This is a genomic window from Paenibacillus sp. B46(2026) (assembly GCF_056786355.1).
Map to the genome: position 1 here is coordinate 4,800,034 of NZ_CM165907.1, position 17,872 is coordinate 4,817,905.

The window sequence follows — 17,872 nt, forward strand, 5'->3', positions numbered from 1 at the left end:
AATTACAGCTTAGTGCATTACCCAGATTCCGCCAGCCAATACGGAGAGAACCGTGATAAACGTTTGATACACCACATCCATAATGAGATTCCCGATACTGTCTCCATCTGCCTTGCGATTTTTAATCATGACATAAGTATGTGACCAAAGACCACTTAATCCGTATATGTACATCGTTACCAATACACCTACCCAAAAGTTCCCCTGGAACCAGATGGCCATAATCCCCATAACTCCAAGCCCTACCTGAGAAAAACCGTATTTAACCTGAAATGGTCCACCAGGCCATCCTAACATTTTGGCTGTCTGATCCGCTCTGGCAATGTTGACAACATAACCAATCACTCCAACCAATCCAAACGTAACCACAAACTGATGAAGCAGCAATACTCTGCTAATCTCGCTCATTTCCCCGGGAAAACCTAACACATATAGGTGTACTCCCCCTGAAATTAGACCTAACAACCATAGAACCAAAAACCACATGCCTGTCCCACTCCCGCCGTTTGTTATTTGAAATCATTTGTAACTAAATGTACAATCTTGTAGATAAACACATTATATAATCGCTTTTACATTTGTCAATTCATACATAATTTTCTAGTATGTCGAAGCTTTTGTCATTTTTATTCTTCTGTACGCAAACAAGAAAACCATATAGTTCCATTTAACTTGAAAATACTAGGAATTTAGCCCTAATATTACATTAAACAGTTTGAATCCTACTTCTTTTTTAACGATTCAAAAGAACTACAACTCATTTATTTGACACAAGCGATAGTTCAATATCATCTGTTTGATCATCTACAATTACAGGATAACAGCAACTATCAATTAACATGTGATATAAAAGAATTGACATCCGATCACTTTGTAACTATTATAGTTACAACGGTGGTGATTATCCCATGAGACAAATCAGCAGTCGCTTTTCCATTGCGGTTCATACACTGTCCCTGATCGCTGTTATGCCCAATGAATGCACCGGAGATGTGATCGCGCAGAGTGTGAATACAAATCCCGTGATCATTCGGCGGATTATGTCCAAGCTGAAACAGGCTGGTCTGATTGACGTCAGACCCGGTGTGGGCGGTGCTTCCTTGTTGAAAGATCCGGCGGACATTACCCTTCTCGATGTATATCGAGCGCTTGAGGTCGTGGAGGATGGGGAATTGTTTAACTTTCACAAACATCCGAATCCACAATGTCCGGTCGGCAACATGATTGAACACACCTTGCGTGCCGAACTCATTGAGGCTCAGACAGCAATGGAACAGCGCTTGAATCGTGTAACCATACAGCAGATGATGGATCAGATTCATGTCTCTGAATAAAAAAGCTCATTGCGAGCTTTTTTTAACCCTTTTGTTGTAATCACACCTGTTATAACATTTTTGATTACATCCATATGCAAGTAATAACCGTATACGACTTATCTGGCTTGAGTTAGCAAGTCGTATCCAACCAAAACACATATCATAGGAGGAAAAGAAAATGAAAATTTTGGTTACTGGCGCAACAGGTCAATTGGGTTCACTGGTCGTAGAGGCATTGTTAAAAACGGATTCTGCCAAAGATTTGGCAGTAAGTGTACGTAATCCGGAGAAAGCGGAAGCACTCCGCGCTCAAGGCGTTGACGTGCGTCACGGTGATTTCGATCAACCGGAGACTTTGGAGAAAGCTTTTGCCGGTGTAGAACGTCTGTTGCTCATCTCCACCGATGGTGATAATGAAACCCGTATTCACCAACATCAGGCTGCCATTGACGCTGCCAAGAGCGCAGGCGTGGGTTTCATCGCTTACACAAGCGTTGTGAATACAGAGAAAAATACCCTTTCCCTGGCGGAAGTTCACCGCGCTACAGAACAAGCTATTCGTGAATCCGGCATTCCGTATTCCTTCCTGCGCAACAACTGGTATCTGGAAAATGAAGCAGGCAGTGTGCAAGCGGCTACGCAAGGCGCACCTTGGGTTCATGCCACCAACGACACCCAAGTAGGCTGGGCTACCCGCAGTGACTATGCCCACGCTGCTGCAGCTGTGCTCGCAGGCGAAGGACATGAGAATACCGTATATGAATTGTCCGGCAAACTACGCACGCAAGCTGAACTGGCTGCCATTGTTGGTGAAGTGCTTGGACAGGAAATCAACGTGCAAAACGTGGACGATGCCGCTTACGCTGACATCATGAAAGGCGCAGGTCTACCAGACTTTGTCGTATCGATGCTCGTTGATATGCAAAGTGCCATCCGTGAAGGCGCATTGGCTGTAGAAAGTAATACACTGGAGACATTGCTTGGCCGTCCAGCTCAGCCACTTAGCGAAGGTATCAAAGCAATTGTAGGCAAGTAAGTTTTGGAATCGAGAAAGGGACACACCAACGGATGTTGGATGCGTCCCTTTTTGGTGTAGCTAACGATCAATACAACAACGATATACAAGTTGAACGGATGACTGTACACTCACCCCCGTTGATTGCAACTGCAATTCGATGTAGGTATTTGTGCTTTCCACAACAGTTCATCGCTCATGGCTTAAGAATATAACGTGCGGGAATATGATCGGCCAGCCAGATGTTTTCATTTCCATGGTAAAAGAGGATTCCATCTGTGGCCGCTTGAGCAGCATTGATTTTCAGAATAACAGGCTGATCATCACGTCTTCGTCCCACCTGATTGGCCGTATCGATATCTGCGGACAGATGTACATATTGCCTTTGCCGCGGCTGTAAGCCATGTTCCATAATAGAATTCACTGCGCGTGCCGGGGTACCATGGTATAGTGTTTCGGGTGGCTCAGCAGGTGACTTGGATATCTTATGCGGAGTCGAATGTCCATACAATGCCCGAATACGGCCTGAAGAGATCTCATGTCTCTTTTTCTCCGAGGCTTGAATCATCTGCTCCAGATCGGCTTGCGTGACTTCCTTCCACTGATGACTTTCATGTAAAGCCACCAGCAATTGCGAGATTTCCACCCAACCCTCTTCGTCCAGTTCCAGCTCATACTCCCATGGTGCATGTCGCAGAGCGTATGAGAGTTCCTTGCTTAATTTCATCAGATCCAATGCAATCATCTCCCACATCTAATAAAACCGTCTATTTTTGCAATTGAACCGCTGTTAAAATCTCCTGAATGTTACGTTCCAATCCTTCATCGTCTTCCTGATTGAACTGGCGGTGTCCGTCAATCCCACGTTGGATAATCGTATTCATCACCGGATGAACCTCACGATCGGAAGCCACCCGAATCAGATCATCGGCAAAGTCGACGGCCTGTTGCTCACTGTAGTTAAACGGCTTAATCAGCATCCGGATACTTAGTGCATGCGCTTGTGGCTCTGCCAGCTGATCCCTGTTCGTAATGCCATACACCGCACCAAACCCAAAAGCAGCCATCACCTGACGCTCCAGTTCCGTCGTTTGTTCCAACGGTGTGCCCATCAGCTCACATATTTTGTCCACCATCTGCTCCAGCTCATTTGCCGCCGCAGCCAGGATAACGTCATTAATATCCTCAGCGTTGATAAATTCAGTCATATTGGTTTTCTCCATTTCTGCACCGTATTTAATCTATTCTCTCAGACTCTATGAGAACATTGTATCGGAGTTGGGGTGTTCGTTTCAAATTCTATCGATTCACTTCGGCCTGTTGTTTAGACTAGGATGAGAAAAAGCCAAATCCCCCGATCACGAGTTGATTTGGCTCACCTTCACTTGATATGCATCGATAAAATAAACTCTTCTTCCTTAGAAAAATCATACTCTCTTATGCCGTCTCATGTTGCTTTTTCGGCTCCAGTTCATAGATCTGCGTATGTTCATTCTCGGCAAAAGACCATTCCACTGTACCTGGCTTGCGCACTTTCCACACCCAGGCTTGAACTCGAAGCGAGCTTCTGACCCAGGCCAGGGAAGCACAGCGCTTCTCGGAACGAACCGTCAGCCCCCAATGAATAACACGAGCGAGCCAAGGGTTTACATACTCATTATGTGAGCGAACAGATGGCAATTCATCTTGGAATAATCGCTGCTTCACATCCATGGGAGGTTGCCCACATGTCCAATAATGGAGCAGTGCCGCAAGGCTATAGATGTCCGACATGGGTCCCTGACTGGATTTCTCTGAATAGAACTCCAGTGGAGAATAACCTGCAGATGTAAATATCGCCTGTTTCTCACCAGATTGCATAGGCCAGCGGGCAGCTGAGCCGAAGTCGAGAAGCTTCGGTGTACCGTCCTCCATCACCATAATGTTGGAAGGTTTCACATCCCGGTGAAGAATTCCTTGTTTATGTATATAATCCAGCGTATCCACCAGTGGAAGCAGCGTCTCTGTAATGAAGGCAGCATCAAGAGCATGATTATGTTCATTCAGATACTCCGTCAACGTAATCCCCGTACAGTATTCCATAACCAAATAACCCGTATCATTCGCTTCAAAATGATCCAAATACGAAACAATATGAGGATGATCCAGTGTCGACAAGAGTTCACCTTCAAGCAGAAACGCAGCCAGTAACTCCTGATATTGCCCACCATATCCCCGCGATGAACAGAATACCCCTCGCTTGTCTGCCTGACGTGCAGCCAGTCTCTGTGGGAAAAATTCCTTAATGGCTACCTTGGCACCCGTGTTACGATCTCGCCCTGCATATACAATAGCCAACTCGCTGCTGGCTAATACCTGTCTTACCTGATATGTATCATTTATAATCACATTGCGCTGCAATGCCATTTTGCAATTGTCTTTTCTCATAACAGACCTCTTTTCAACCTTGTCGATCGGAAGACTTACCGGATAACGCATCATTGAGCTCCAACCGGACAGACGTTTCATCGCCAACCATATATATAAACCATAAGATGCAATTCGAAACACCTTCATATGGAATATTCAATAATTAATGTATCAAGCTTAATACTAGTCTATTCCTTACTGAATTGCACGCTCTTAATTAAGATAAGAGGCACTCATATTCTATTGTTATCGACAAAGGGGACGGTTTGTTCTATTTAAACTGATAAAACGTTCCACCGTCCCAATCCCCGCAGCTTTTAATAATTCTTGTGTAAAAACTGTCCTATTTCCTTGTTCATCTGAACTAAAACGTCCTGCGATGGAAAATGACCTGTATCGTACATGACTGATTCTACATTCGAAATAATTTTCTGAGCTCGTTCGATACACTTATCCCCAGGGAAAAAGACATCCTTCTCTCCGACCAATAACAGGGTTGGGGACGTGTAGTTCACCAGTTCCTCTCTCTCCGTGAGCTTGGGCAGATCCTGCTCCAACCTGACATGCTTGAAAACTTTACCAATGATGTTTTTATCCATTTCTTTCATGCAGTTGCACGACATGCTGTCCGTAATTTTTTGTAAAGAAGATGGTGAAGAAGTCATCCGGTACTTAACAAGTGGAAGAACGATATCCTGAACGGTTTTGATTTTGGAACCAACAGCCAGGCCTGCCGGAGCGACCAATACAGCACATGCAATTCGTTCTGGAATGTAGGTTGCCAGTCTAAGAATAATTCCTCCACCAAAAGAAGGACCGATAAACGCACTTTTTTCGATCTCATAATAATCAAGCAAGTCGGAAATCCACAACGCAAAACTATCGAATCGTGCCGATATCCGTGTCTCCTCACTGTAGCCGGGATGACCGATCGTATCGGGGGCGATAATCCGGTATTGTTTGAACAAGGAAGAGAACCAGGACAATGTCATGGGATTCACACAATTTCCGCCTTGGAGAATAAATAAAGGCTTACCGTCCTCAGGACCTGTCAATAAAACATGCGTCTGTCCAAACCGTGTCTCCACATACTCTCGTGTAAATCCTTCGCCAAGTTCATTAAGATAGGCTTCGTACTCCTCAAGTATGCTGCTTCTTCCTTCTTCACTTCTGTATATGGGACTCATTTCTGCCTCCTGCGATATATACTCAAATAACCAATTCTAGCGATTAAACCAGAAACTCAATGCTCCAAAAAGATAAAGAGGGCCTGCAGATGGCAGGCTCCTCTATATGTGTAACTTATGATATTGAAATGATTATAGAATGGAAACTGGAAATTGTAAACATCGTTTCTCATAGAAAATTAATAATGAGGCAATACCAGAGAAAATGCTCTATTTTCGGCCGTAATCGGCCTTGATCTCGCCCCACTGTTTGGTCTGCCATTTCAGCACTTTATTGCTGTACGTATTCATCTGGAGCCACTGCTCCGCACGATCAATCATCAGCCAGATCTCTTCCGTGGAATTGTCCCGTGCTAACGTTGTAGCTACTTTTTTCTGCTTCAGCCATTTCATGGCATTGACCGAGTCGGTATACACCGTTTTGGTACTGCCTTCTTTCTTCAGATGTGCGAGGGCATGTACAATGGCCAAAAATTCGCCCAGGTTGTTCGTGCCTTTGGAGATTGGACCAACGGAGAAAATAATCTCACCTGTGCGGGTGTCCACCCCTTTGTATTCTACAGGTCCAGGGTTGCCGCGTGTACCCACATCAACAGAGATGCTGTCATAATCCACTTCCTCCGACGTTTCCATACCTGCGCTTCTTCCGCTACTAGCCGATTTCGTCTTCGACCCACTACCGCCGGCACTCGAACCCCAGTTCCCTTTCCAACCGGCGCGATACGCTTCTTCAGCGGCTGCTTTCGATTCATACGATTTATATTTTGCTCCAGTATAATGATCCGTTTGCGCTTTGCAATCTGCCCATGTGTTATACACACCTGGCTTCTTGCCTTCCCAGACAACATAGTATTTCGGTTTCGCCACTGTGACCCGCTCCTTTGTTCACTTCATCAATACCCTATTGTAAACGATCCGGTAGGCGGAATGAAAGCTATGGATTCAGCCAACTGCATAATTCCCTCATCTCCAGAACAGCCTAAGAAGCAAAGAACAAACTGGAATAGAAAGGAATACAACTTATGGATTGGATATGGAAATCCGTTTTACTTGTACTTATCGGCATGATTCTGCTGCGAATTGCAGGACGCAAGTCGATCTCGCAGATGAGTGTCGTCACAACGGTCATCATGATCTCCATCGGAACAACGATTGTGCAGCCCATCGCGAATCATGAGCTTGGCAAAGCGATTGGATCAGCATCGGTATTTATCGCGACATTGCTTGTGGTGGAACAACTGCAATTGAAATTTAATGTTTTTGAACGGCTAATGAGTGGCAGTTCCAAAATCGTGGTAGAGGATGGAAAGGTCATTATCTCGAATCTGAAAAGTATGCGTTATACGATAGATCAACTTGAGATGCACCTGAGACAGCATGGTATTACGAGTGTAGACGACCTGGAAACGGCAACCGTGGAACCCAATGGTCAGCTCGGTTTCGTCATGAAAAGACATGCTCGGCCTGTAACAATAGGAGATCTCGAGGAGATACTGCGGAGCTATACGATTGCAGGTGGTAGCCCACTAACGGGAGAACAATCTCAACAACACAACAGCAGCAAGTCTTCCACGAATAGCGATAACTCCTCAGATATTTTCGAAGAAGTCAGCAAAGGTACTCATGCTCAACCCGTCGATCCAAAACTTCAATAGATACGTCCTCACACTACCAAAAACAAAAGACCGCACCTGTAAGCACTTATCAACAGTGCTCCAACAAGGTACGGTCCAGATCGATGTCTTCTAGTTCCTCAAGATAACTGAGATACGCCTAATCACCATGTACTCAGGTAAGCAATACCCAATCCACCCGTTACCGGATTCTTATAAATTTCACAATCTACATCGAATACCTCACCTATCATCTCGCGAGTCAGAATATCAGCCGGTTTGCCATGGACCACAATTTGGCCCTTTTTCACCACATAGAGATAATCACAATATTCTGCGGCGAGTTCGAGATCATGAAGCGCTGCAAGTATACCAATGCCAAGTCCACGGACAATATTTAGAATTTGAAGTTGGTATTTGATGTCCAAATGGTTCGTTGGCTCGTCCAGGATCAGAAATTCAGGTTGCTGTGCCAGTACACGCGCCAATACCACACGCTGTTTCTCTCCACCAGACAGAGACACGTAATTGCGATCTGCATGTCCAGTCAGATGTACTTTTTCCAGAGCTTGCTCCACGATTTCATGATCCCGTTCATTATCCGTCTCCAGCATTTTTTTGTGTGGAGTACGACCCATCATGACCATCTCACGCACCGTAAAATCAAAGCTGAGCTCATTAAATTGGCCGACAACGCCCATATGTCTGGAAACGAGCTTTGGACTGGATTTGAGAATATCTGTATTATCCAGAAAAACCTTGCCTTGCTGCGGTTTGATCACTTTATAGATGCTCTTGAGCAGCGTTGATTTGCCACAACCATTCGGTCCGATTAGTCCAACGAACTGTTTGCCGTTCACCTGTAATGAAATATCCTTGATGATGTCCGTGTTCAGCACAGAAATGGATACATTTTCTACGTTCAGTTTCATGGTTAATTTCCTCCAAAACCGTAGCCTTTTTTGACCAGCATATACATAAACATTGGTGCACCAATCATGGCCGTAATAATACCGATCGGCAACTCCACGCTGGATATGAGGGATCGTGCAATAACGTCTGTCCAGATGAGGAAAATGGCTCCAAACAGCACGGATACAGGCATCACTTTACGATGGTCGGACCCCACCAGACCTCTCACAATATGCGGAATAATCAGTCCGACAAAACCAATCATGCCACAGCTCGCCACCATGACGCCTGTCACCAAAGCGGTTAACAGCATGTACAACCTGCGGTACACACTCAGATTAATACCGAGCGTAACCGCTGCTTCATCCCCCAGTAACATCGTATTGAGAACTCTGGACTGTAAAAGGAAGAACAGAATCGCTACCAGCACAACGATACCCACCAGTGGAAGCTTGTTCCACCCGGAAGCCGCGAGGCTACCCATGGTCCAGAACGTCACCGTTTTGATGCCTTCGGCATTGTTGGCAAAGTAAATAATAAAATTGGAGAAGGCGCTGCATAGCGCGTTGATCACCATTCCGGCAAGCACCAGCTTGACTGACGTCATTTTACCTCGAATCCCTGCCAAAGTCAGAACCAGTAAGGACGCACCCATCGCTCCAGCAAAGGCCCAAAAAGCCACCCCCGTCTGACCAAGCCACCCAATCGCACCGAATCCAATAAGAATGGCAAAGGTTGCTCCGAGTGAAGCGCCTGAGGATATGCCCAATATGTATGGATCAGCCAGCGGATTCTGCACAGCAGCTTGCATTACAGCACCGCACAAGGCCAACCCTGCACCGATAAACATCGCCATCAGCACACGCGGAAAGCGAATCTGCCAGATAATATCGGTAAAGGAGCCTGCCTCAATTGGTGTTGTCCCCCACTGAAATCCCGTTAATTTGGTTAAAAGAATACGATATGACTCTGTCAGCGGAATACGTACCTGTCCAATGGAAACTGCAATCCCTACGGATATAAGCGTAATCATGATTAAAGCTGCAATCAGTAAAGCAAACCCGGATTTACTATGAATCAGAGACTCTCTTTTCCCCATACGCTGTGTCTGAACCTGAACCGTCTGTGTCATCTCTTCCCCCATCAATTCGTGTAAAATGTAGAACATATTAAATTTAGCTATTTACAAAGCATTTTCTCGGATTATAATTGAGAATGATTATCTTTGTCAATTTAAAACACATAGAAAAGGGGTTCATCATTTAATGAAATTTACATCCAGAACCGTTGGCTTCGCTGCTCTAAGTCTACTGTTACTGCTACTTGCAGCCTGCTCAAATGCATCAACTTCTTCCCCTGCCGAAGAAACAACTTCAACAACTAACGCGACAGAAACTTCAGCTCCTGCTGAGAATACAAATAAAACGACGTACCCGGTCACCATTGAGAATTTCACGATTTCGGGTGAGGGCGGCGAGTGGAAACCTAAAGCGCAAGTATTCGATAAAGCACCTGAACGCGTTGTTGCGAATACCCAATCTGCGGCTGAGATGCTCATCAAATTGGGTCTAACCGATAAAATGGTCGGTGTTGCTGCTCTGTACGGTTCTGTTACACCGGATGTGGCGGATGAGTTCGCCAAAATCCCGGTATTGTCCAAGGATTATGTGGGTAAAGAGCTGGTTGTAGGCGCAAGCCCGGATCTGGTACTCGGACGGGGCGACCTGTTCGCAGACGCTGACTGGGGCGTGGGTACCGTGGATGGATTGAATGATATGAACATCCGTACTTTCCTGCAAACAACGAACCACAAAGGGACACTAGATAGCCTGTATAGCGATATTGCACAACTTGGGCAGATCTTCGACGTTCAAGAAAATGCCGCAACATTCACAGAAAGTCTGAAAACTCGTGTTGAAGCCATTAAGGCAAGTGTAGCCGATCAGCCTGAGCATACTTTTGCTTACATCGTACCCGCTACGGAAGACACCATTACAGTAAGCAGCATGCAGAACGATACGTATCAGCTTGATGCACTTGGCCTGTTGAAGCTGAAAAATACGTTTGATGGTGTGCAAGGTGAGGTAAGTGTCGAGCAGCTGATCACAGCGAACCCGGACTACCTGCTCTTGTCCGCGTATGCCGGTTCACCGGATATCGACAAGCTGATTCAAAATCTGTATGCCAACCCTGCCCTGCAAAGTATGAACGCAATCAAAAACAAACAGATCTATGTCACAGATTTCAGCCAGTTCTGGGGTTATGGATATCAAATCCTGGATGGTATTGAGAAAATGGGACAGGAAATGAAAGCTAATCCGATCAAGTAGTGACTGGAGCAAATGAGCAGGAGAAGACATTCTCACTGCTCTTTTTTTATACTGCGCGTGCAATAAATCATAGATCAAAGCTTGACATTAGTTTGATAACAAACTATATTGCATATATGAAAACAAGAGACGCTATTTCACTCATATCCAAAATTAAAGAGAAGGTTAACCGCTTCATCCTGGCCGAGATGGCTGAACAGGGAATCCAGGATCTCGCCACGTCCCATGGAGATATTATCTATGCCCTGTACAACAATCACAGAATGACCATGGCCGAGATTGCCAAAAAAATTGGCAAGGATAAATCCACGGTGACTGCTCTTGTGGACAAATTGGTGCGGACCGGATACGTCGTCAAGGAGCGTGATGCAACAGATTCACGAGTTGTTCATGTGGCTTTGACTGCAAAAGGCGAAGAATTAAAGCCGGTCTTCGAAGAGATTTCGCAGCGCATGCTGGACGTGTTTTATGCGGACGTTACGGAAGCGGAGAAAAAAGAACTGCTTCGAATTTTAATGAAAATTCATGGCAACTTCTAATTTTTTTTGGAGAAATAGTTTGATATCAAACAAATAGTTTAGAGGAGGTTTTTGGTATGACAGACTACACCCAATGGTTACCTGAACATGAGGTAAAGAAGATCGGAGAACATGATTTACACTTGGAAATATTCGAAGGAAGCCCGGTTTATGACGAAGAAACAGCGACCCAGAAGCCACCACTCCTGTTCGTTCACGGTGCATACACAGGCAGCTGGATGTGGAGCAAATACATCCCCCACTTTGCCAAGCACGGTTGGACCTGTTATGTCATGAACCTGAGGAGTCACTACAAGAGTCGGGTCATGGACATGACAAAGATTACGTTTGACGATTATTTGGAGGATATTCGTGAAGTGTTAGCCGAGTTTAACGAACCTCCCGTTCTTATTGGCTTTAGTATGGGCGGGATTCTCAGTCAAAAGATTGCTGAAACCGTTACTCTGGCAGGCCTGATTGTGATCGACGCCAGTCTGAGCAAGGAAGTCCATGGGTTAATACCCTACCCGGAAAGTGATCGTATCACACCTGGGATCATCATTCCTGCACCTGTCCGTGATGAACTGACCAGTATAGATGAGACAGCAGATGACATTGCATTTCAGCATAAATATCTTCAGATGGAGTCTTCGAAGGCATTTAGCACATTTTCCGTTATGTTTGGAGCAGATGGCGGTGTATCCATTAATGGCGACCTGATCCATTGCCCCAGCTTGGTGATCAAAGCTGTTTCCTGTGAAGACGAAGATCAGAGAGGCAAATTAACTGCCAAGCAGCTGGATGCTGAATATGCCGGACTGTGGGATACGACGCATACGGGTTTACTGGTAGGCCAACGGTACATGGAAGCTGTGGAGATCATTCATAAATGGTTGCTCAGACAGCAATCCTTTGGATTAACGGAGAAACTTGCAAATTAAATTTAATTATCATGTTAAAACCTTCTTTTTACCTTTAATCCTGTATGCAAAAATTTGATTTTTTTAGATAAGCTTATATGCATAGTTCTGGATAGGATTAAAATATAAGAAAAGAGGTTTTTATTCATGGCCGTTAACACATCCCTCCCAAAGCAAAGGGAGCTGCCTTCCATATCTTCAGAACGCCTTCCGTGGGCTGGGCTTCTTACATTAGCCATGGCTGGATTCATTTGCATCCTCACTGAAAGCCTGCCTGCGGGACTGCTGCCGCGAATTGCAAAAGACTTGGGGATCACAGAGGCTCTTACCGGACAGTTGGTGACTCTTTATGCCATTGGATCACTTGTTGCTGCCATTCCCTTGACTGCTGCTACACGTGGATGGAGACGCCGACCTCTTCTGCTGGCATGCATTAGCGGATTTCTTGTCTTTAATACCGTTACTGCCTTATCCTCGGATTATATCCTGACACTTGCCGCTCGTTTCATGGCCGGGATCTCTGCAGGTGTGTTATGGGGAATGACAGCAGGTTATGCTCGTCGGATGGTCCCGGATTCGTTAAAAGGTAAAGCCATGGCCGTGGCTATGGTCGGCACACCGGTGGCATTAGCCCTTGGTGTTCCAATCGGTAGTTTTCTCAGTTCTTATCTCGGCTGGCGCCTCATCTTCGGGATGGTCTCTCTTCTGACCGTGGCTTTAATCGTATGGGTTCTCTGGAAAATGCCGGATTTTGCCGGAGAGCCAGCTGGTGAACGTCTTCCCCTGCATAAGGTGTTTTTAATTCCGGGAGTTAGGCCTATTCTGTTTGTTGTTCTGGCCTGGATGCTTGCCCATAACATCCTATATACCTATATTTCTCCCTACCTTGCCCAGACCGTATTTGTTAACAGAGTAGACTTGATTTTGCTCATTTTCGGTATTACTTCCATTGTTGGAATTTGGTTAACCGGAATGCTCATTGACCGATTTTTGAGGAGATTGGTTATCATTAGCTTGGCATCATTCGCTCTGGCCTCTGTCGTGATCGGAATCGCTACTCATCAACCTGTTATTATTATACTAGGAATCATGATCTGGGGACTTACGTTTGGTGGGGCTACCACACTACTACAAACTGCCATTGCTCAAGCCGCGGGTAAAAGTACAGATGTAGCTCAATCGATGCTGGTTACAGCATTTAATGTGGCGATTGGCGGAGGGGGGATTGTTGGCGGCATTCTTCTTGAGGTATTTGGAGCTGGTTACCTTCCCGGATCACTGTTTATCCTGCTCATTCCTGCTCTACTCGTAGCTATGCGTGCTTATAAGTATGGATTTCCCAGAGGAAATTAACAGGAAGGCAGTTGTGCATGAGTTGCACATAGGACAAAAGAGGAGTTCACTTGATGTGGACTCCTCTTCTGTTTTTCATTTTAGAGAGCATAATCTTATTCTGACTGTGCCAGTAGATTCGTTCCTTCCATGAGATTTTTATGTGCAATTGGAGAAGACATCGTAATTAAGGTCATGTAAGTGCCATACGGGTCGCACTTGTTCTCGAACTCTTCGAGTCCCTGGATCGTGTCTGTAAGGATTTTCAGCAAGTAGTTATACTCCCCACTTATCCGATAACATTCCACAACTTCAGGTGACGCACGACAGAAATCCAGAAAGGGATAACAATCCCGTGTACGAAAAAGAACATATGCCGTGCTCTGCTTGCCTAATTTGGATGGGGAGATCACGGTACGATATTCCTCAATAATCCCCTTTTCTTCCATTCGTTTGACTCGTTCAGTAACAGCGGGCTGAGATAATCCCACCAGTTTGCCTAATTCAGTCATGGATAATCTCGCCTGATTCTCCAAGTGAAACAGAATATGCTGATCAATTTCGTCCATGTGATCCACTCCTTAAAATACATAAGATATATTTAAAAATTACCTTAAGTATATTCGTTAATTCATCATAATACCTTTAATGCCTCATGTGATACAAGACAAATCATTTATATAATAATCACAGTAACAATAATTAATCAAGCACATCATCTAAAGAGAGGAAGATCGAAATGGAAAAAGAAAATATGACGGCAATGCATACTTATGTGAATGAAGCCATTGACCGTGCTCTAAGTGAAAGAAGAATCGTAGGAACGGTTGTACAAGTTGCTTTTAGAGGGGAACTGGTGTACAACCGGGCTGCTGGTTTCGCAGACAGGGAGCAGAAGCGGACTATGTCGGAAAATGCTCTGTTTCGACTTGCTTCCGTAACCAAACCCATTGTATCGACAGCAGCTCTGGCATTAATCTCACAAGGAAAGCTGAGTCTGCATGATCCGGTGACCCGCTGGCTTCCTGCATTCCGGCCCAAACTTGCCAATGGTCAGGACGCTTCAATATCAGTGCATCAGTTGATGACGCACACCGCAGGCTTAACATACCGTTTCTTCCAAGAAGAGCAAGGCACTTATGAACGTGCAGGGATCTCGGATGGAATGGATTTATCTGAAATTAGTCTGGAGGAGAATCTCCAAAGGCTGGCTTCTGTTCCTCTTCTGTATGAGCCAGGAAACATGTGGAGATATTCCATTGCGACAGATGTACTTGGTGCCGTTATTGAAAAGGTAACTGGAATGTCACTACGAGAAGCTGTTCAAACGCTGGTTACTCATCCACTCCATATGACCGACACTGACTTTGTTGCGGTGGATTCGGATCGATTGACAGCCGCATACGCTGATGGTTCTGATGAACCGCGTCTCCTTCATAATGAGTTGGAGCAGGTTCCTTTTATTGAAGGTACTGCCGGTTTCCGGCTTGCCCCCAACCGTGCGAATCATACTTCTGCTTACTTATCGGGCGGAGCGGGTATGGTTGGAAGTACCGGAGATTTTCTTACTTTACTTGAAACATTGCGACAAGGAGGACAGCCTCTCCTTACGGAAGCCGTTGCCGCTGAGATGTCTACCAATCAAATTGGTGATCTCGTGATGCCGTATTGGCCGGGAAGAGGGTTTGGACTTGGCTTTACAGTACTTAAAGACCCTCTTGCAGCTGGTACACACGAATCACCGGGTACGTGGCGGATGGGTGGAACTTACGGCCATTCCTGGTTTGTTGATCCAAAAGAAGAACTTAGTGTTGCAGCATTCACCAACACGGCACTTGAAGGGATGTCGGGCCAGTATACCACCGATATCTGTGATGCCATCTACGCAGGCATTCGTGAAAGCAAAGAGGCTGCAAGAATATAAATACGAATAACCGCCCAATATCATTGGGCGGCTTTATTTTGCAACGAAGGTAAGACCTACTGTCTGTTACTATTCAAATTTCTCTTTTTAAGAAGGTAAATCCCCGCAACCAGGATAAACCACACCGGAGTGACAAATAACGCCACTCGCGTGTCCTCAGCCAATGCCAATACCACTAGCACAAACGCGAGAAAAGCCAAAATCAAATAGTTTGAGAACGGATAAAGTGGCAGTTTGAAGCGGCTGCGGCTCGCCAGTTCGGGCTGAGTACGACGATATCTGAGATGACAGATGACCATGATGCCCCAGACAAAGATGAAGCATACAGTCGACACGCTCGTGATCAGTGTAAATACGCCCTCCGGCATCACATAGTTCAGCACAATCGCGATCAGAATAACAATCGTGGAGAAATACAGCGCATTGGAAGGAACTTTCCTCTTGTTCAGCCGTGCAAACGACTCAGGCGCGTTGTGATCTTTTGCCATGGAGAACACCATACGGCTTGTACTGAAAATGGCACTGTTACACGCCGAAGCCGCTGATGTTAACACAACGAAATTTACAATTCCTGCAGCGGCCGCAATACCTACAGCGGCAAACACCTGTACAAACGGACTTTCCGTAGGCACAATGGCGTTCCACGGGTAAATGCTCATAATAATCAGCAATGCGCCAACGTAGAAGAGCAGTACCCGGATCGGAATCTGGTTAATGGCTCTCGGAATAACCTTCTCCGGGTTCTCCGTTTCCCCCGCTGTGAGTCCCACCAGTTCCATGCCTACAAAGGCGAATACCACCATCTGGAACGATATGATGAATCCATGCAGTCCATTCGGAAACCATCCCCCATGACTCCACAGATTGGTGAAGCTCGCTGGGCCCTGATCCGTCGTAAAACCTTTGAAGATCATATATAGACCAACAACAATGAGTGCCAGAATGGCGATCACTTTAATCAGGGCAAACCAGAATTCCATCTCACCAAACAGCTTGACTGTCGCCAGATTCATGATCAGTAATATGACCAGCGCGATTAACCCCGGCATCCACTGAGGGACATTCGGAAACCAGAACTGCGTATACAATCCAACAGCGGTAATGTCAGCCATAGCAATGGAAATCCAGCAAAACCAGTAAGTCCAGCCTGTAATAAATGCGGCCATATTTCCCAGGTAATCGCGCACGAAATCCACAAAGGAATGATACTTCAAGTTGCTAAGCAGCAGTTCCCCCAATGCACGCATGATCAGGAACAATACAACACCCGTGATGATATAGGCCAGCAAGATGGATGGCCCTGTCAGTTGGATCGTTTTGCCTGCTCCGAGAAACAGACCTGTACCGATCGCACCACCTATGGCCATCAACTGCACATGTCGGTTCTTTAATCCCCTTGTTAACGTTTCTTGCTGCATGATCAACCACCACTCTCTTTTCTACAAATGCTCTCTACGATGCAAAATATTATTACTCATCATATAATAATTTGCCCCGAATACCTATCCCTCATTTATATATTTTTCGCGCAGCAAAGAGGCCCCCTTTGTGTAAGGCGCCCTCTGGTTTTGTTCAGCCACTATTTTTGCTTATAGAACTCATGATACAACTTCATTAACGCCCGCTTCTCAATTCGCGATACATAAGAGCGTGAAATTCCAAGTTCCTTGGCAATCTCGCGCTGGGTACGCTCTTCCCCGCCCGCTTCCAGGCCAAATCGACCAACCACGACTTCCTTCTCCCGATCATCGAGGATATCGAGATTGCGATAAATTTTACTTTTTTCGATCTTGAGCTGCACTTTATCTACAACGTCGTCGGCTTCTGTTCCGAGGATATCGATAAGCGTGATTTCATTGCCCTCTTTGTCCGTTCCGATGGGGTCGTGCAGGGATACGTCTTTACGTGTTTTCTTCAGGGAACGCAGATGCATCAAAATTTCGTTTTCAATACATCTCGCCGCAAATGTGGCAAGTTTTGTACCTTTACCTTGTTGAAAACTTTCGATGGCTTTGATCAAACCAATGGTTCCGATGGAAATCAGGTCTTCCTGATCTTCACCCGTATTGTCGAACTTCTTGACGATATGCGCGACGAGGCGCAGATTGTGTTCAATGAGCAGATTGCGGGAGTGAGCATTGCCTTCAGCCATAAGGCGTAAATGTTTGGCTTCATCATCCTCAGCCAGTGGCTGGGGGAACGCATTATTTTTGACATACGAGACGAGTAACGTTAACTCCTTAATGAATAGAGCAATAGCGGTAAACAATCCGGGCACAGATGACACCTCCTGCGGTTTTACAACGATCTGGCCTGAGCACGTGGGGGAACAGGGTCGATCTATTGTATGTAGGCAGAGGCCCAGAAGTGCATGTACACTTGAAAAAGGAAATTCG

20 protein-coding genes are annotated in these 17,872 nt (G+C 45.6%); 8 read left to right on the top strand and 12 right to left on the bottom strand.

What is annotated here, in order from left to right:
- Nucleotides 1-9: 9 nt before the first annotated feature.
- Nucleotides 10-486 carry a DUF6790 family protein gene (locus tag AC1S8V_RS21475; RefSeq protein WP_026080959.1) on the bottom strand — a complete coding sequence of 159 codons (477 nt, stop codon included), beginning with the start codon at nucleotides 484-486 and terminating at the stop codon, nucleotides 10-12.
- A gap of 422 nt (nucleotides 487-908) precedes the next feature.
- Here AC1S8V_RS21475 and AC1S8V_RS21480 point away from each other — a divergent pair, with 422 nt between their 5' ends.
- Nucleotides 909-1,334: an Rrf2 family transcriptional regulator gene (locus AC1S8V_RS21480; RefSeq protein ID WP_482070666.1), complete on the top strand. Its 426-nt coding sequence runs from the start codon at nucleotides 909-911 to the stop codon at nucleotides 1,332-1,334.
- 160 nt (nucleotides 1,335-1,494) lie between these two features.
- A complete protein-coding gene (locus tag AC1S8V_RS21485; protein ID WP_482070667.1) occupies nucleotides 1,495-2,352 on the top strand; it encodes an SDR family oxidoreductase in 858 nt (285 codons plus the stop codon).
- Between the two features lie 175 nt (nucleotides 2,353-2,527).
- Here AC1S8V_RS21485 and AC1S8V_RS21490 read toward each other — a convergent pair whose 3' ends face one another.
- The 5 genes from AC1S8V_RS21490 to rnhA all read right to left on the bottom strand — a co-directional run bounded on the left by AC1S8V_RS21490 (nucleotide 2,528) and on the right by rnhA (nucleotide 6,794).
- Nucleotides 2,528-3,067, bottom strand: coding sequence for an RNA 2'-phosphotransferase (locus AC1S8V_RS21490; RefSeq protein WP_482070668.1), 540 nt, complete (start codon nucleotides 3,065-3,067; stop codon nucleotides 2,528-2,530).
- Between the two features lie 31 nt (nucleotides 3,068-3,098).
- Entirely contained in the window at nucleotides 3,099-3,539 is a 441-nt protein-coding gene (gene imm48 / locus AC1S8V_RS21495) for an Imm48 family immunity protein (protein ID WP_482070669.1), read from the bottom strand.
- Nucleotides 3,540-3,768: 229 nt separating this feature from the next.
- Nucleotides 3,769-4,887, bottom strand: coding sequence for a serine/threonine protein kinase (locus AC1S8V_RS21500; RefSeq protein WP_482070670.1), 1,119 nt, complete (start codon nucleotides 4,885-4,887; stop codon nucleotides 3,769-3,771).
- A gap of 170 nt (nucleotides 4,888-5,057) precedes the next feature.
- Entirely contained in the window at nucleotides 5,058-5,927 is an 870-nt protein-coding gene (locus AC1S8V_RS21505; RefSeq protein ID WP_482070671.1) for an alpha/beta fold hydrolase, read from the bottom strand.
- 210 nt (nucleotides 5,928-6,137) lie between these two features.
- Entirely contained in the window at nucleotides 6,138-6,794 is a 657-nt protein-coding gene (gene rnhA / locus AC1S8V_RS21510; RefSeq protein WP_482070672.1) for a ribonuclease H, read from the bottom strand.
- 155 nt (nucleotides 6,795-6,949) lie between these two features.
- Between rnhA and AC1S8V_RS21515 the strand changes: the two genes are divergently transcribed.
- Complete coding sequence (locus AC1S8V_RS21515) at nucleotides 6,950-7,582, top strand: DUF421 domain-containing protein (protein WP_482070673.1); 633 nt, start codon at nucleotides 6,950-6,952, stop codon at nucleotides 7,580-7,582.
- 122 nt (nucleotides 7,583-7,704) lie between these two features.
- On the opposite strand, the gene AC1S8V_RS21520 is transcribed toward AC1S8V_RS21515, so the two are convergent.
- Together AC1S8V_RS21520 and AC1S8V_RS21525 are read right to left on the bottom strand one after the other, a co-directional pair.
- A complete protein-coding gene (locus tag AC1S8V_RS21520) occupies nucleotides 7,705-8,472 on the bottom strand; it encodes an ABC transporter ATP-binding protein (protein WP_482070674.1) in 768 nt (255 codons plus the stop codon).
- Nucleotides 8,473-8,474: 2 nt separating this feature from the next.
- Nucleotides 8,475-9,551, bottom strand: coding sequence for a FecCD family ABC transporter permease (locus tag AC1S8V_RS21525; protein WP_482074541.1), 1,077 nt, complete (start codon nucleotides 9,549-9,551; stop codon nucleotides 8,475-8,477).
- Between the two features lie 166 nt (nucleotides 9,552-9,717).
- Here AC1S8V_RS21525 and AC1S8V_RS21530 point away from each other — a divergent pair, with 166 nt between their 5' ends.
- The 3 genes from AC1S8V_RS21530 to AC1S8V_RS21540 all read left to right on the top strand — a co-directional run bounded on the left by AC1S8V_RS21530 (nucleotide 9,718) and on the right by AC1S8V_RS21540 (nucleotide 12,241).
- On the top strand, nucleotides 9,718-10,782 hold the full coding sequence (locus tag AC1S8V_RS21530; protein WP_482070675.1) for an ABC transporter substrate-binding protein: 1,065 nt from the start codon (nucleotides 9,718-9,720) through the stop codon (nucleotides 10,780-10,782).
- Between the two features lie 116 nt (nucleotides 10,783-10,898).
- Nucleotides 10,899-11,321 carry a MarR family winged helix-turn-helix transcriptional regulator gene (locus AC1S8V_RS21535; protein WP_482070676.1) on the top strand — a complete coding sequence of 141 codons (423 nt, stop codon included), beginning with the start codon at nucleotides 10,899-10,901 and terminating at the stop codon, nucleotides 11,319-11,321.
- Nucleotides 11,322-11,377: 56 nt separating this feature from the next.
- Nucleotides 11,378-12,241 (top strand): alpha/beta hydrolase, encoded by an 864-nt coding sequence (locus AC1S8V_RS21540; RefSeq protein ID WP_482070677.1) that lies wholly within the window; start codon nucleotides 11,378-11,380, stop codon nucleotides 12,239-12,241.
- Nucleotides 12,242-12,255: 14 nt separating this feature from the next.
- Here the strand turns inward: AC1S8V_RS21540 and AC1S8V_RS21545 are convergent, their stop codons facing one another.
- Entirely contained in the window at nucleotides 12,256-12,459 is a 204-nt protein-coding gene (locus AC1S8V_RS21545) for a hypothetical protein (protein ID WP_482074625.1), read from the bottom strand.
- On the opposite strand from AC1S8V_RS21545, the gene AC1S8V_RS21550 reads away from it, so the two are divergent.
- Nucleotides 12,368-13,573: an MFS transporter gene (locus AC1S8V_RS21550; protein WP_482070678.1), complete on the top strand. Its 1,206-nt coding sequence runs from the start codon at nucleotides 12,368-12,370 to the stop codon at nucleotides 13,571-13,573. The genes AC1S8V_RS21545 and AC1S8V_RS21550 overlap by 92 nt on opposite strands.
- Before the next feature lie 95 nt (nucleotides 13,574-13,668).
- Here the strand turns inward: AC1S8V_RS21550 and AC1S8V_RS21555 are convergent, their stop codons facing one another.
- A complete protein-coding gene (locus tag AC1S8V_RS21555) occupies nucleotides 13,669-14,121 on the bottom strand; it encodes an Lrp/AsnC family transcriptional regulator (RefSeq protein ID WP_482070679.1) in 453 nt (150 codons plus the stop codon).
- Nucleotides 14,122-14,291: 170 nt separating this feature from the next.
- Here AC1S8V_RS21555 and AC1S8V_RS21560 point away from each other — a divergent pair, with 170 nt between their 5' ends.
- On the top strand, nucleotides 14,292-15,476 hold the full coding sequence (locus AC1S8V_RS21560; RefSeq protein ID WP_482070680.1) for a serine hydrolase domain-containing protein: 1,185 nt from the start codon (nucleotides 14,292-14,294) through the stop codon (nucleotides 15,474-15,476).
- Nucleotides 15,477-15,532: 56 nt separating this feature from the next.
- On the opposite strand, the gene AC1S8V_RS21565 is transcribed toward AC1S8V_RS21560, so the two are convergent.
- Both AC1S8V_RS21565 and sigK read right to left on the bottom strand, forming a co-directional pair.
- Nucleotides 15,533-16,894, bottom strand: coding sequence for an amino acid permease (locus AC1S8V_RS21565; RefSeq protein WP_482070681.1), 1,362 nt, complete (start codon nucleotides 16,892-16,894; stop codon nucleotides 15,533-15,535).
- 161 nt (nucleotides 16,895-17,055) lie between these two features.
- On the bottom strand, nucleotides 17,056-17,754 hold the full coding sequence (sigK, locus tag AC1S8V_RS21570; RefSeq protein ID WP_145323447.1) for an RNA polymerase sporulation sigma factor SigK: 699 nt from the start codon (nucleotides 17,752-17,754) through the stop codon (nucleotides 17,056-17,058).
- Nucleotides 17,755-17,872: the final 118 nt, after the last annotated feature.